At 43.2% G+C, this 15,550-nt stretch carries 12 protein-coding genes; 6 read left to right on the top strand and 6 right to left on the bottom strand.

From position 1 onward, the window contains the following. The first annotated feature begins 85 nt into the window (after window positions 1–85). Window positions 86–1,705 (top strand): glutamate/serine transporter AimA, encoded by a 1,620-nt coding sequence (locus JVX94_RS13285; protein ID WP_205183469.1) that lies wholly within the window; start codon window positions 86–88, stop codon window positions 1,703–1,705. A gap of 35 nt (window positions 1,706–1,740) precedes the next feature. Here the strand turns inward: JVX94_RS13285 and JVX94_RS13280 are convergent, their stop codons facing one another. Then, entirely contained in the window at window positions 1,741–1,941 is a 201-nt protein-coding gene (locus JVX94_RS13280) for a hypothetical protein (protein WP_095407614.1), read from the bottom strand. 182 nt (window positions 1,942–2,123) lie between these two features. Here JVX94_RS13280 and licT point away from each other — a divergent pair, with 182 nt between their 5' ends. From licT to JVX94_RS13260, 4 genes are all read left to right on the top strand, one after another. Further along, window positions 2,124–2,960 (top strand): BglG family transcription antiterminator LicT, encoded by an 837-nt coding sequence (gene licT, locus JVX94_RS13275; RefSeq protein ID WP_041088833.1) that lies wholly within the window; start codon window positions 2,124–2,126, stop codon window positions 2,958–2,960. Between the two features lie 235 nt (window positions 2,961–3,195). Next, entirely contained in the window at window positions 3,196–5,055 is a 1,860-nt protein-coding gene (locus JVX94_RS13270; RefSeq protein WP_144486002.1) for a beta-glucoside-specific PTS transporter subunit IIABC, read from the top strand. Between the two features lie 19 nt (window positions 5,056–5,074). After that, window positions 5,075–6,496, top strand: a complete 1,422-nt coding sequence (locus JVX94_RS13265; RefSeq protein WP_205183466.1) for a glycoside hydrolase family 1 protein — start codon at window positions 5,075–5,077, stop codon at window positions 6,494–6,496. A gap of 463 nt (window positions 6,497–6,959) precedes the next feature. After that, a complete protein-coding gene (locus JVX94_RS13260; protein WP_205183463.1) occupies window positions 6,960–7,697 on the top strand; it encodes a hypothetical protein in 738 nt (245 codons plus the stop codon). An 18-nt stretch (window positions 7,698–7,715) separates the two neighbouring features. Here JVX94_RS13260 and JVX94_RS13255 read toward each other — a convergent pair whose 3' ends face one another. Next, window positions 7,716–8,051, bottom strand: a complete 336-nt coding sequence (locus JVX94_RS13255) for a hypothetical protein (RefSeq protein WP_144485995.1) — start codon at window positions 8,049–8,051, stop codon at window positions 7,716–7,718. Between the two features lie 331 nt (window positions 8,052–8,382). Between JVX94_RS13255 and arr the strand changes: the two genes are divergently transcribed. Continuing rightward, window positions 8,383–8,799 (top strand): NAD(+)--rifampin ADP-ribosyltransferase, encoded by a 417-nt coding sequence (arr, locus tag JVX94_RS13250; protein ID WP_024424404.1) that lies wholly within the window; start codon window positions 8,383–8,385, stop codon window positions 8,797–8,799. A gap of 61 nt (window positions 8,800–8,860) precedes the next feature. Here the strand turns inward: arr and JVX94_RS13245 are convergent, their stop codons facing one another. Genes JVX94_RS13245 through JVX94_RS13230 form a run of 4 tightly spaced genes read right to left on the bottom strand, consistent with a single transcriptional unit; the run spans window position 8,861 to window position 15,528 of the window. Next, complete coding sequence (locus tag JVX94_RS13245; RefSeq protein ID WP_095407618.1) at window positions 8,861–10,780, bottom strand: BglG family transcription antiterminator; 1,920 nt, start codon at window positions 10,778–10,780, stop codon at window positions 8,861–8,863. Next, a complete protein-coding gene (locus JVX94_RS13240) occupies window positions 10,777–11,661 on the bottom strand; it encodes an ROK family protein (protein ID WP_076840648.1) in 885 nt (294 codons plus the stop codon). Before JVX94_RS13240 ends, JVX94_RS13245 begins: the two co-directional genes overlap by 4 nt. 56 nt (window positions 11,662–11,717) lie before the next feature. Continuing rightward, entirely contained in the window at window positions 11,718–14,381 is a 2,664-nt protein-coding gene (mngB, locus tag JVX94_RS13235) for a mannosylglycerate hydrolase (RefSeq protein ID WP_205183461.1), read from the bottom strand. 28 nt (window positions 14,382–14,409) lie between these two features. Beyond that, window positions 14,410–15,528 (bottom strand): PTS fructose transporter subunit IIC, encoded by a 1,119-nt coding sequence (locus JVX94_RS13230; protein WP_024424401.1) that lies wholly within the window; start codon window positions 15,526–15,528, stop codon window positions 14,410–14,412. Window positions 15,529–15,550 lie beyond the last annotated feature (22 nt).

Here is a 15,550-nt window from a genome sequence, read left to right as displayed (position 1 = left end):
GCCAGTAAAATGAAAGTGAGCTGCATTGAAAGAAAGACGCTTGCTTGACACATGCTCTGTATTTTAATCGAAAGGTGTTATGAACATGAATCATTTGCATCGTAGGATGGGAACTTTCGCTTTAATGATGGTAGGTCTTGGCTCAATCATTGGTTCAGGATGGCTCTTCGGTGCTTGGCGTGCGGCTCAAATCGCCGGCCCTGCTGCTATTTTGTCCTGGTTGATTGGGATGGTTGTGATTTTATTTATCGCTTTGTCTTATAGTGAACTCGGATCGATGTTTCCAGAGGCAGGCGGAATGGTGAAATATACGCAATATTCACACGGATCTTTTATTGGGTTTATTGCAGCTTGGGCGAACTGGATCGCCATTGTTTCTGTCATTCCTGTTGAGGCGGTTGCTTCCGTCCAGTACATGAGCTCATGGCCTTGGGAGTGGGCAAAGTGGACAACCCATTTGGTCACAAAAGGAGTGTTGACGACAGAAGGTCTTATGGTCGCCAGTGTGCTGCTTGTGATTTACTTTCTGCTTAATTATTGGACAGTTGGGTTATTTTCAAAAGCGAATACATTCATTACTGTGTTTAAAATTGTCATTCCAGGATTAACAATTGGTGCGCTCTTATTCGTAGGTTTTCATAATGAGAATTTTACTTCTGGAACAAGTATTGCCCCTAACGGCTGGGCGAGTGTGCTGACAGCTGTTGCGACATCAGGGATTGTGTTTGCCTTTAATGGCTTTCAAAGCCCGATTAATATGGCCGGTGAGGCAAAGAATCCAGGCCGGTCGATTCCAATTGCCATTGTCGGATCGATTTTCATTGCGACTGTGATTTATGTTCTTTTACAAGTCGCCTTTATCGGTGCTGTTGATCCATCTATGATTGTGAATGGATGGAGCCATTTGAATTTTAATTCGCCATTTGCTGACCTTGCCATTGCGCTTGGGATTAACTGGCTTGTTCTGATTTTATATGCGGATGCGTTTGTGTCACCTTCTGGTACAGGAATTACGTATACCGCAACAACATCTCGTATGATTTATGGAATGGAAAAAAATAAATACATGCCAAGTGTGCTTGGCCGTCTGCACCCTATTTACGGCGTGCCTCGTCCAGCAATGTTTTTTAACTTAGCCGTATCGTTTATCTTTCTGTTTTTATTTAGAGGCTGGGGCGTACTTGCTGAAATTATCTCTGTTGCAACGCTCATTTCTTATTTGACTGGACCAGTGACCGTCATGACGCTGAGAAAGACAGGGACAGATTTATATCGACCACTTCGAATAAAAGGACTCAGCATCATTGCGCCTCTCGGCTTTGTCTTCGCCTCATTGACGCTGTATTGGGCGAGATGGCCGTTAACAGGTCAGGTGCTGTTCATTATTCTCATCGGTCTTCCTATCTATTTTTACTATCAAGCAAAAGCGAAGTGGAAAGGCTTCGGCCGCAACTTTAAAGCGGGTGCTTGGATGGTTGTGTACCTGCTTGTGATGATGACAATTTCCTGCCTTGGAAGTGACAAATTCGGTGGTTATAACATCATTCATTATGGCTGGGACATGGCACTTATTACAGTGGTTGCTCTGCTATTTTATATGTGGGCACTCAAAAGTGGATATGAAACAGAGTTTTTAGAGGATGCGAAAAAAATCAATAATGAGCTGCGTGCTTCTTCGCAAGAAGCCGCATCTTCTAAAGAATAAAGGAACGGCTGCCTGAACATTCCGGGCAGCCGTTTTTATTTGGATGAATGGTGCATCACATGCCGCTTCAGCCAAGTGGTGACGCCGCGCAAAATGGCCGCTGTGACAAGTGAAATGAGCACATATCTCCAAAGCTGACCTAAGCCTTGTCCACTCAGCCAGAACACGATGCCTAGAATGATGAGGGTGAACATGAGCAAGAATAAAAATGATGCAGAACAGAAAAAAGCCTTCACAGAAGGTCACCTCCTCGGAGTATTGTATGCAGGCAATTGAAGGATCAGACCAGCTATGAAAGGGTAGAATCATGGTGAAATCTATTGCAAAAGTCAGATAAAAACGCCAAGTGATTTGACAGTTGTGTTAAGATGAGAGCATATTTTGTAAAGTTGTTGGTCATAGACGGAGGTGTTTGGAAATGCAGATACAAAAGGTTCTAAACAATAATGTCATTAGTGTCATAGATGAACAAGGAAAAGAAATCGTCGTCATGGGGAGAGGCATTGCGTTCCAGCGGCGTCCGGGGGACCCGGTGGACGAAGCGTTAATTGATAAAGTCTTTCGCCTAGAGGATCATTCTGTTCACGAGCGGATGAAAATGCTGCTTCAAGAGGTTCCGTATGATGTGGTCAAGGTAACGGAGGAAATGATCCAATATGCACATACAAAGCTGAACCGAAGATTAAACGAAAGTCTGCATGTATCGCTCGCAGACCATATTCATTACGCCATCGAACGGTTGAAGAAAAATCATCTGATTGAGAATTCGCTTATTTGGGAGATTAAACGCTTATACAAAGATGAATTTCTTGTGGCAAAGGACTGTCTTGAGATGATTGAAGAGCGTCTTCATATTGAACTGCCGGAGGATGAAGCAGGCTTTATTGCCATGCATATCATTAACGCAGAGCTCAATGAGGATATGAATACGACGGTCAATATCACAAAGGAAGTCAATGCTATTCTCACCATTGTGAAATATCATCTCAACATGGAATTTGATGAAGACTCACTCAACTTTTATCGTTTTCTCACGCATTTGCGCTTTTTCGTCCAGCGTCTGATCAATGAAACACTGCTTGTCAGCGAAGATCAGGACTTATATCAGCTGATTAAAGTGAAATATCCGAAAGCATACGATTGCGCAAAGAAAATCGCAGAATATGTCTATCAAACCTATCACCGAGATCTCACATCAGAGGAGATGCTGTATCTATCAATTCACTTGAATCGACTGATCAAACGAGAAAAATAAAGATAGATTTTAAAAGAAAGCGTTGACATGAGAAAAGGTGAGTGGTACTATTTGCTCATAAACATAAAAGAATACGGTTTCACAATGATCGTCTTAGAGGATTGTGACTGTTCGGCAGGCAAAACCTAAACGTTCACTGAAAAAGCGCAACAGCAAGCTGCGACTATTTTTGGTGCCCGTTTAGGTTTTTATTTTGCCCAAAAACGTATTTTTTTGAAAAAAAGGGGGTTTTTGTATGAGTTATCGTCAATTAGCAGAAGACATTATCAAACACATTGGCACAGAGAAAAACGTTCATTCATTGGTTCATTGTGCCACAAGGCTTCGCTTCACATTAAATGACAGATCAAAAGCAGATAAAGCGGCCATTGAAAAATTAAATGGTGTCGTCACAGTTATGGAAAGCGGCGGCCAATTTCAAGTGGTCATTGGAAATACCGTACCAGAGGTTTATCGAGAAATTGGAGAGTTTACGAATCTATTAGAGGATTCCGCTGCTTCATCTGCAAAATCAGGTGATGAGAGCACAAGCCTTTTCGGGAAATTCGTCGACATTGTATCGGGGATTTTCACACCACTTCTTGGTGTCATGGCGGGTGCAGGTATTTTAAAAGGTCTATTAGGCATCTGTATCAACGCGAAATGGTTATCTCCTGAAGATACGTCGTATCAAATTCTATTTGCTGCGTCAGACAGCTTGTTCTACTTCCTGCCATTATTGCTCGCATTCACTTCTGCTAGGAAGTTTAAAGCGAATCCGTTTGTCGCTGTGACGATAGCGGGTGCACTGATTTACCCAACCATTCAAGAATTGTCAAAAGGCGGCGGAGATGTGACATTCTTCGGGATTCCAGTCGTCTTAATGTCTTATACATCTACGGTCATCCCAATCATTTTGGCAGTGTTTGTCATGGGATATATCGAACGTTTCTTTAACAAAGTCATTCATGAAAGTGTCAAAAATTTTATTACTCCACTGATTTTGCTTGTCACGGTTGTTCCGCTGACACTCATCGTATTTGGACCATTTGGTGTGTATGCAGGGAATGGCATTGCAGCTGTTTTGCTGAAAGTATTCTCCTTTAGTCCTACACTTGCAGGTGCTTTAATTGCGATGGCTTGGCAGATTCTTGTCATCTTCGGTATTCATTGGGGACTTGTGCCAGTGATTTTAAATAATATCGCAGTCCATGGGAAAGATCATATCAAGCCGGCCACTGCGCCAGCTGTATTCTCACAAGCCGGTGCTTCTATTGGTGTTATGCTGAAAACAAAGAATAAAAAACTGAAATCATTGGCTGGATCGACAGCAGTTTCTGCTGTGTTTGGGATCACAGAGCCAGCTGTATACGGGGTCACGCTTCGTTTGAAAAAACCATTCATTGCAGCCGTTATCTCTGCTGGAGTCGGCGGTGCGATCATCGGTTATTCACAAAGTATTGCGATTGCGTCAGGTCTTCCAAGTTTACTGACACTGCCGATTTTCTACGGTCAAGGATTTACAGGATTCATCATCGGAATCTCGGTGTCGTTCGTCCTTTCGATCATCTTAACCTATTTGATTGGATTTAAAGATCCAGTAGACGAAGATGAAACGCCGGCAGCCGCTTCTGCACCGGCAATTGAAAACGAACATGGGGTCAAAGCCGCTCATGTGAAAAGTCCTTTAAAGGGCGAGGTCATCAAGCTGGAGGAAGTGCAAGATAAGGCATTCTCATCAGGTGCACTAGGAAAGGGCGCAGCCATCATTCCATCAGAAGGAAAGCTGTTTGCACCAGTCTCAGGAGTTGTGACAACGGTGTTCCCAACTGGCCATGCGTATGGTCTAACCTCTGAAAGCGGAGCAGAAGTACTCATTCACATTGGACTGGATACCGTGCAATTAGGCGGAAAGCATTTTACCCCGAAGGTTGCTCAGGGGCAAACGATTACAGAAGGCGAACTGCTTGCTGAGTTTGATATTGAAGCTATCCAAGCAGCCGGCTTGTCCGTCACAACACCAGTGATTATTACCAATTCAGGTGAGTTTAGCGATATCATAGAAACAGAAGAGAAACAAATCACGCCAGGACAATCATTTTTACATCTAGTTTAATCAAGAGGAGGAAGAAATCATGAGATATTCAACACTAGCATCATTTCCAAAAGACTTTTTCTGGGGCGGATCTACTTCCGCCTATCAGGTAGAGGGTGCATGGAACGAGGATGGCAAGGGGCCTTCTGTCATTGACATGAGAGAAAGTTATCCTGAAGGGACAACGGATTTTAAAGTCGCAAGCGATCACTATCACCGCTATAAAGAGGATGTGAAGATGTTTGCGGAGATGGGTTTGAAGGCTTATCGCTTTTCCATTGCGTGGACACGGATCATTCCAGATGGAGATGGGGAGATCAATCAAAAGGGGATTGAATTTTATCATTCTCTCATCGATGAATTGCGCCGCTATGACATTGAACCTATCGTGACAATGTATCATTTTGACCTGCCTCATGCACTTCAAGTAAAGGGCGGGTGGTCTAACCGCGGGACAGTGGATGCGTTTGAGCGCTATGCTGAGGTTCTATTTCAGGAGTATGGTCAGAAGGTGAAATATTGGCTGACCATTAATGAACAAAACATGATGATCTTGCATGGATCAGCGCTCGGTACACTTGATCCAAACTTAGAAAATCCGAAAAAAGAACTGTATCAGCAAAATCATCATATGCTCGTTGCACAAGCAAAAGCCATGACGCTCTGTCATCAAATGCTGCCTGAAGCGAAAATTGGACCGGCGCCAAACATCGCGCTCATTTATCCGGCTTCTCCAAAGCCTGAAGATGTGCTTGCTGCGGCGAATTACAATGCGATCCGCAACTGGCTTTATCTTGATATGGCGGTGTTCGGCCGTTATAACAACCTTGCTTGGGCGTACATGAAAGAAAAAGACATTCTTCCTGTCATCGAAGAGGGAGATATGGATATTTTGAAAAGCGCAAAGCCAGATTTCATTGCCTTTAACTACTACACCTCACAAACGGTTGAAGCGAGTAAAGGAGATGGCAACGACGAATTTGCACGCGGTGGAGATCAGCATTTGAAATCAGGTGAAGATGGCGTCTACAAAGGCGGCAACAACCCATTCTTAAGTAAAAATGCGTTTGGCTGGGAGATTGACCCTGTCGGCTTCCGTTCAACGATGCGGGAGATTTATGACCGCTATCAGCTGCCGCTTATTATCACAGAAAACGGATTGGGTGCTTTCGACAAGTTAGAAGAAGATGGATCAATTCAGGATGACTATCGAATTGATTATTTAGAAAAACATATCGAACAAATCAAATGGGCGATCACAGACGGCGTTGAGGTATTCGGATACTGCCCGTGGTCAGCGATCGACTTAATCAGCACACACCAAGGATGCTCCAAGCGCTACGGGTTCATCTACGTCAATCGCGACGAATTTGACCTAAAAGACCTCAAAAGAATTCGCAAAAAGAGCTCTTACTGGTATGAAACTTTGATTCAGCAAAATGGAGACAACATCGGGAAGTAACATATGAAAAAGCCAATCACCTCATGAGCGGGTGGTTGGCTTTTTTTCGTTCACTTTATTGGCAAGATCATATTGTTCGAGTTGTTCTAAAATGATAGCTAGATTTTAACAGCCTAATAAACTGTTTTCTTTTATAATCCGAAGAATATCACAATCCATTTCGCTGTTTAGAATGCTACATCAGTTGGTAGACCCAGGCAGCTTGTATTTTTAGTTTGGGCTTCTTTAGATTGTGGTGGGAATATCTTGCCCCATTGTTTAGGATTATGCATTTCGGCTTGTGTCATTTGTCTACCACACAAATTTTCACCAAAACGAAGTTCTAAAAAATAGAAAAATGATTGCGGACACCGCAACCAAAAAAGGAATTTTCTTAAATCTATCTTAAATCCATTGATACACTCATTTTAATTTGATAACCTTTATTTTGGAATTTAATACAAAAGGAGGAAATATAAATAAAATGTTCAAAAAAACACTTTTAATCCTAATTACCCTAGCTCTTGTCTTGTCAATATGGACTCCATTTTCATCAGAAGCATCAGCAGAAACACACTTTATCAATTCACAAGAATTAGAAGCGTTAGTAACACCAACAGTTCTACAGAATGAACAAGCTACCAAAGAATTAGACGAACTTGAAATGAAAATGGGAGAATACATAGAAAACCTTCCATTTACAGAAAAAGAATTCGAAAACATGTCAGAGTCAGAACAAAATAAATTGATAGATCAATATTTCAACAATGAAGAATTTTTATCTTTAGAAAACCGAATGAAACAACTTGACTCCAAAAGTAATCAGAGTGAAATCACAACACAAGCACTACCAGTATTCTTCATACCTATCGCAATGACTGTTGGTCGAGTTGCTTTATGGGCTATTAGATCAAAAGGCGCAAAAGTTGCCGTAAAGTATTTGAAAAACAGAATAAAAGGTTTTGGTAAAAACTATGAAATTGGTTGGAACTACACAAATAAATATGGAAAAGTAACAAGCCTTGTTAAGGTATTCCATAAAAAGGGTAAAAAGAAAACACGAGTATTTGCAGTTGATAATGGAAAAGTCCCATTAAAACCGGGTTCAACCAAATGGTACTGGCATTTTCACGTAGCTCCAAACATCCATATACACCATGCACTTAGAGCATCAATACCAAGCAAACACAAAGCTAAAAAAGGTGAAACTATACTCCACTAGAAAAAAAGAAAAACCCTATTATAAGGGTTTTTCTTTTTTGGAATCGTATTCTTTAATAATATCAATTGGATCAATCGCATCATCATCTTGTGTGTATTCCTCTACATAAGGAGTAATCAATTTCTTAAACCGCTTTTCATCATCCACTAAAGCAATACAAGTTTCATAACCCTCAAAATCAGATGGATATAAATGTGCAACAGAACTACCAGTTTCTAAAGCCTTATCAATTGCATTTCTTAATTCTAACAAACCTTTTCGATTCCCCAAAATCAATGCTTCCATGTGATGAGTTTCTTGAGCATATATATTACACATCTCTAAAATATCATCATCATCCACTTGAATAGACATACAAAAAGCACCTCCAAAGTAAAATTTAGTCAATTATATAATTATTGATGCCAACATGCCAAGACCTCAAACGTCTCATTGGCTACTTTATCCTCATCTTCTTTAATCCTGATCAGATCTTCTTTATGGCTTCTAACAGCTTTTTATCTCTTTCAAGAAGGCTGCTTTGTAAGTATTCTTGCTGTTTTTCAACTTGCTGGAGTTTACAAATAACATCTAACTCTCTACTATCATTATACCCCGAATTTATTGAAATTTATAGACTGTTTCTTGCCGATAACTAGCCGTATACTGTTATACGCAAGTCAAAAACGATAAGGGGTGTGGCTGTATGAATGACAAGCAAAAGGTGTTAGATCCTGGGCCATTTTTTCATGGTACAAAAGCGGAGTTGAAGATTGGAGATCTGCTTGAACCGCTGCATTTATCCAATTATCAGGATAAAAAATCGAACCATATCTATTTCACCGGAACACTAAACGCGGCCAAATGGGGTGCTGAATTAGCTAGGTCTGATGCGAAAGAAAGAATTTATATTGTAGAACCGTTAGGCGAGTTTGAAAATGATCCAAATGTGACTGACAAAAGATTCCCTGGCAACCCAACACGTTCTTATCGATCGAAATCTCCGTTGAAAATAGTCGCAGAATTAGGCTCATGGGAAAGACATTCCGATGAAGAAATCAATCATATGCTGAGCTCCTTAAAAAAATTAAGTGAAGAAGGAAAAAATGTCATATACGATTGATGATACGTATATCTAAATAACACGATGGCCGCCTCATGAACTGGGCGGCCTTTTTTTGATCTTATTGAAACAACGCATCCATCAGCTCATTAAATGTTTTGGCTTGCTTGAGGGAGTGAATGCGGTCTGGATTGTCCAGTAAATCGACAGCCTTTTCAAAGAATTGGTTCATACAGGCAGCGTCATCCTTATGAATCGCTAATAAAAAGACAAGTGATACTTGGTCTCCCTGCCAGTCAATCGGCTGTTTTAAGCGTGCGATGGCTACAGAAGAGGTGCCTTCATTTGTGATGAGCGGGTGCGGCATTGCAATACCGCTGCCAAGATAGGTAGACGACATTTGCTCCCGCTCAAGCACCGAGGACCGAAAAGAAGACGATACTAGCTGATGCGCCTCTAAACGGCTGCATAATGTGTCTAATACCTCATCTTTGCTGCTTAGATCAGCATTCATTAAAGTCAACCGCTCTTGAAAAAACGCCATCAGTTCTTTTAAGGGTGCCCCGTGTCCATTTAATAAATGAATAACTTCATTCACACGCTGTATATCGTGTTGTTCAAAAAAGGCGCTGACCTGAATGACTGGTTTCCCCTTTGGTGTGAGTGGAACGGTTGTGATGATGACGTCACACGGCAAAGAGGTGCTCATGAGATAATCCTGATAGGAATAGAGCTCAACAATGTCAAGCTCGTGCTGAAAGGCTGACTTCAATTTAATTTCAAGGAGCCTTGCCGTCCCTAGTCCAGATCCGCACACGATAATGGCTTTCTTTTTTTGCGAGGTATCGAGCTGACTTCTTTCAAATGAAGCAGCGATATGCAAGGCAACATATGCGGCCTCGTCTTCATTTGGTGTACGCACCAGCTGTAAGGCATTTAGTCCGCTGACAGCCAAATCAAACGGGTAAGGATAGGACGCTTTGATTTCATGTAAAAGCGGATTTTGTAATGATACGCCATATTGAATTCGATTTAATAGCGGCTTCATATGAAGCATCAAATCTTGCTGCAGGATGTTGTCCTCAGCAAAACGATGGCCGCTTGTTTTCTCAATGTGCTGTAGAAAGACTGTAACCGCCTGCTGAACTTCTACTGTCGTCTGATGCTGGGCGGCTTCTTTCCACGTTTGATTCGCCAGCAGATGCATGACTAAGTAATCTGTTTCATCCTCTGATAAGGTCACATAAAAAGTGTCACTCACCTGATGGATGATTTTTTGGGCAATTCTCATCAAAACTGGTGATCTTTGTGTGCGGGCGGTACTGGCGGATATCCGCTGGTTTTTCCGTGTTTGCTGAATCGCAATGGCTAAGTGAATGACTAAATTTTTTAAGGCAATATCTTTAATGAGCAATGACTCTTGATGCAGGTTCGTCAGGACAATCGATCGAATGGTTTCAAGAGAAATATCAGGAAAATGGAGTTGCTCCCGCTCGGTGATATGAGAGAGTGCAGGCTCTTCCTCAAGGAGTAAGTCTGCATAGCACGTTCTTTTTTGCAGCTCATCCCCTTCAATCTTTAAGCCAAATCCAGGCTTTGATACAAGGGTCATACCGTAACGGGCTAACAGCTCTCGTCCTTTTTTTAAATCACTGCTGACCGTCATGCGGCTGATAAACAGTTCTTCAGCCAGCTGGTCAATTTTTAAGTAATCTGATTGAAGCAAAAGCTTTCTCATCATAAATCGTACACGCTCTTCTGGCATGATGGGGACAAGAGAGCGGGCAGGAAGCTTTTGCTGATGAAGCCAAAGTAAGAAAGCGTCTTGGTCACTCGTTAAAAGAGTATAACCCTTTCCTCGAATCGTTTTAATCATGGCTCCAGCTTCCTTTAAATACTCATTTGCCTCCTTGATTAAATTGCGAATAGAGCGGTCAGATAAGCGAAAAGAGGCAGTGAGCTCCTCCAGCTTTACGAACCCCTTTGTTTCAAATAGCCGCTGAATCAGCTGATAGGTTCGAGGATCTGCCGTCATCATCATTGCGCGGCTCCTTGCGCCTGTAAGGCATCAGTTCCAAGAGCAATGGCGCCCATTAAACCAGATAATCCATCAAAGGATGGTTTTGTGATAATTTCATGTAAAGGCTTTGGCAGCTGCAAATAGCCGTGAAGCCGTTTGTCTGTTTCATCAAGGATAAGCGGCAGCATAGCCGGCTGTTTCATCACACCGCCACCTAGAATGATGCGCTCTGGTGAAAGGGTGAGCAGCAGGTTAGCAGTCATTTGACCGAGATAATAAGCATGAAGTGACCAAGCAGGATGATCCTCTGGTAGCATTGGTGCCAATGTATGATATCGTCCTTCTATGGCAGGTCCAGATGCCAGTCCCTCTAAACAGTCATGATGTATAGGGCAGCAGCCTCCGTAGGTGTCATGAGGATGCCGCTGAACGGTGATATGACCCATTTCTGGATGCAGCAATCCGTGAATAAGGCGATGTTCAATATAGGCACCGCCGCCTATTCCAGTCCCAACGGTGATGTAGACCAGAGAAGCAGGCTTTTCTGCTTCAGTTGAAAAACGGGCTTCTCCGAGTGCTGCACAGTTTACATCGGTATCAAGCTTCATCGGGAGCCCGAGGGCTTGTTTTAAGGTAGAGAGGAAAGGGAATTGGCGCCAGGCTGTTTTTGGTGTATCTAAAATCGTCCCGTAGCTTGGGCTTTGCTCTTTCACATCGACAGGCCCGAATGCCCCAATTCCAATTGCGTCGACACGATGCTTTGTAAAGTAATCGATCACTTGCCGGCATGTTTCATCTGGATTCCCTGTTGCAAAGGAAGTCATGTGTTCAATCGTTCCGTCTGTTGTTCCGTAGCCGCAGACAAATTTCGTTCCGCCTGCTTCAATGCCTCCAATTCGCATGATCAATGCCCTCCATTAAAGAGGGGCGGAATCCATTGGATCCCGCCCCTACATGTTCATTTTTTCTTTACAATGTAGGTTTGTACCTGACAAGGTGTGAGCGGTTCAATGTGTAATGATCCATGTTGTGCTTTGAGTATATGGCCTTCAGGTGTTTCTCCTAAATTCGCTGTTTCTCCGTGTTGTAGAGATGAACTATTGATTGAAGCGGCTGTTTGACGCGTTAAATATGGATTGAAGAGACGAATGACAATGCCTGTTCCGTGCTCTTCTTTCTTTAGAGCGCTTAGAATGGCTCCGTCTGTCTCGATGTCAAGCAGGCTATAAGTAGATTGTAAGTCTTCTTTTTCATCTCGGAAAGAGAAAATTAAACGACCGTTTAAAAAGTCTGCCCGCTCGTAGCATTGAACAGGGGTGGTATACCGTTTGGCAAGCTGCGCTAAGTGTCCCTCGCTGACTGCGTCCTTGCTATAGTGCATTCCAAATGAGAATGACAGTGCACCTTGCAGCTGAGCGTCAGGTGTCTCCACAATTTTTTCACCAGATGCGCGGCCTGGACGGTAAAGAAGATTTTCTTTCCCCATTTTTCCGAAGCAGCGGAAAAGCGTATATGCAATCGTTGTATAGCCTTCTCCTGTGATCTGATATTCTCTCACGCAGTCGGTCAACAGAGCGGCACCATATGCTTCATCACGAAGTGCAGCAAAGGATTGCATCGGTTCAATGGTGATCGGTTTTTCTTCCCAATGTTCATTGTTCCACCATTCAAGCTCTTGCGTCAGCTCTGTTGGGCGTTCGATTGTGCCAAACTGCTGATCGCTCAGTGATACGTTTGATGCGATACCTGTATCAAAGAGAACGCGCAGGCGATGATCTAACGCATGGTTGTCCACATCTACATGAAAACGGATGACAGCATCGTCTTTGTTTAATGTCACCTTCGCTGTGATTGGAAGTGAAGTCGCAGCCGATTGCTGAGAGCGCTCCTCTAGGTCATAGGGGACAGTGAGCTGAAGCTGGATAGTCAGCTCTTGCTGCAGGTCGCTTTTAGCCACTGAGATGTTCGCTGATGAAAGATCTTTTGATGACACATACAGATCCTCACGCGGGGGTGAATAGTTGTAAGAATCCCCATCGTCTCCGTTGTCTTCAAAGATCATTTGCTCAGAGAATGTCCGGCCCGTTTGTTTGTCTGTGATGTCCAGTGATCCGTTGTCATTTGCCGCAATGCGGTAATACGTATTTTCAATCACGCGTCCTTCAGTTTGTTCCCATAGAGATTCGCTTGATTCATCGAAGACCATGCTGACCTGTGTATATCCAACTGACGGTAAACTGGTGGCTTCAATCAGCAGAACGGCTTTCCATACTTGCTTTGGCATATACACTTCTTTACTTGGGTTAAGAGAAATTTGCTGTGCCAGCACATAATCTGTGACATCGGTTTTGCTTTTCACTGTGTACTGAAGCGTTCGTCCATTTGCATCCTTTAGCGTAAATGGACGTTCCGTGATAAAGGTTTCGACTGCAATGACTTCAGAACGTTTTGAAGGCAGTGTATTGAACAACGTGAATGTGATTTCTTGCTCTGTTTGCAGTCGAATAGTGATGAGACGCATGTGCAAGTCCACAAGATTCTCAGCGATTTCCTTTGCCTGCTTGTAGCGGAAGAAGACATCTTGGTTTGTCGTGTCACTATTACAGCCGCCAATGCTGTCATGCGCTGCATTTTCAAACATGAGGTACCAAATATCACGAACCGTATCATGCGGATAGTCATGTCCAAGCGAATAGCTGATCGTTAGGATGGGCTCCATCACATTCACGAGATAGTTTTCAATTTGATTGTTTAAGATTTTTAAATCCGCTCGTGTTGAAAAGATCGATTTATGAATCCGCATATGCTTCGCATGAATGAGCTCTCCGTGTAATGTCTCGAAAGATGTCCGCTCTTTTTTCACTGCTGCAATATAATCTTCTAAACTGCTGATTTGATAGTGATGCTCGTCAAGTTCATTGGCTTTTTCTAATAAGTCAGGAAGGTTTTTGCGAATCGGTGCTTGGTCAAAACCGTTCGGGAAATAGACATTCTTTGTGGTTGCCTTTGCTTGCAGCGCACCAATTTTTTCAGTTAAAAAGGCTTGTAAGTCCTCATCCTTCTCAGGGATATTTCCACCGTAGTAGTAGCCAAATGGCAGATTCACAGCAAATACTTCACTGCCGTCAGCGCCGCGCCAATTGAATTCAGTATGATTCGTCATATGGTCAGAAACGCCGCGCCAAAATGCCGTATCGACAATGCCGAATCCACGATAAATTTGAGGCATTTGTGCGGATTGACCGAAGGAATCAGGGACATAGCCGACTTTCATCACGTGGCCGAACTGCTGACAGCGTTCAATTCCATATTGCAGGTTCCGCACAATCGATTCACCTGAAATGACGAGCTGGTCGGTTTGGGTATACCATGGGCCAATGATGAGACGTTTCGCTGTGACAAGCTTCTTGATTCGATTCTCATCCTCTGGACGCCATTTCAAATAATCATCTAATAAGGATGCCTGGGCATCGAGCATGAAGTAATGGAATCTTTCATCTGTTTCAAGGGTATCTAAGATGTCCATTACGCTTTTCATTAAGTAGATACGGGAGCGGGAGGTGGTGAAATACCATTCCCGGTCCCAGTGAGTATGTGGAATCACATGTACATTGACAGTCATTGATCAACGACACCTTTCTTCGTTCAAATTATCCTTCTAGCACAAGGTCAAAATCGTCTTCTTCTTTCTGCTTTTGATCATGTTCCGGCGTTTTTGGCTCTTTTTTCTCAGAGAAATTCACAAGCAGGTTGGCGCCAATACCGATGACGAGTGCGCCAGTAAGGGCTCCGATTAAATAAGCCCACCAGTTTCCGACTGAGAAGAAGCCGTATAGCCCGCCAATTGGCGGCATGATGTCATGAACTCCTAATAATGCAGCGACACCGCTTCCTACAGCACATGCGACAACATTGAGCGGAATCAATTTTAAAGGATTGACGAGAGTAAAAGGGATTGCCCCTTCCGTAATACCGATAATACCCATGACAAGTCCGCCTCGTCCGGCTTCTCTAAAGGTTGGGGAGAAGTTGCGTTTTCGAATCAATGTCGCAAGCCCGTATCCAAGCGGCGGAATGACAATGGCAATATTGACGAGAATGGCAGGGAGATAGACACCTGATAGGAAGAGTGCGTTACCAGCCATCCAAGCGGATTTATTCACCGGTCCGCCAAGATCGAAGCCAATCATCGCACCTAAAATCAGAGCGAGTGCGAGAGTGCTTGTTCCATCAGCGACCATGCCTTTGATCCATTCAATTAATGCCGTGTTCAAAGCGCCTAATGGTCCGCCCAGCAGAACTGACATAAGAAGCCCTGTTAAGCCAACGGTAATGAGCGGCAGGATGAGCAGAGGGACGAGCCCGGCTGCAGAGCCTTGAATTTGAATTTTTCGTTTTACAAAAAGAGCAACATATCCTGCGAAGAAGCCTGCGATGACGGCACCAATAAATCCGGCATTGGTTGAGCTGGCGAGAGCACCGCCGATAAAGCCGGCTGCAAGACCTGATTTATCCGCAATCGAATAGGCGATAAATCCAGCGAGCAGGACGTTCATTAAGCCAATACCTGTCCAGCCAACCTGCTCCATTAAATAAGCACCGTGCAGTATGCCGCCAGCATCTTTATAGGTGTTTAAATCTGAAACACCAAACCCTAATCCGACCAGTTTTGCTAAACCAACGATAAGTGAGGCGCCGATGATTACAGGAAGAATATAAGAAATACCGGTCATGAGATGGCCTTCAATGACTTTTAATTTTGCTTTCATTTTCTTTGCTCCTTTCTATATG

The sequence above is a fragment of the Bacillus sp. PDNC022 genome (assembly GCF_016919285.1).
Taxonomy (GTDB): domain Bacteria; phylum Bacillota; class Bacilli; order Bacillales; family Bacillaceae; genus Bacillus; species Bacillus safensis.
This window is presented reverse-complemented; position numbering and strand designations above follow the sequence as displayed.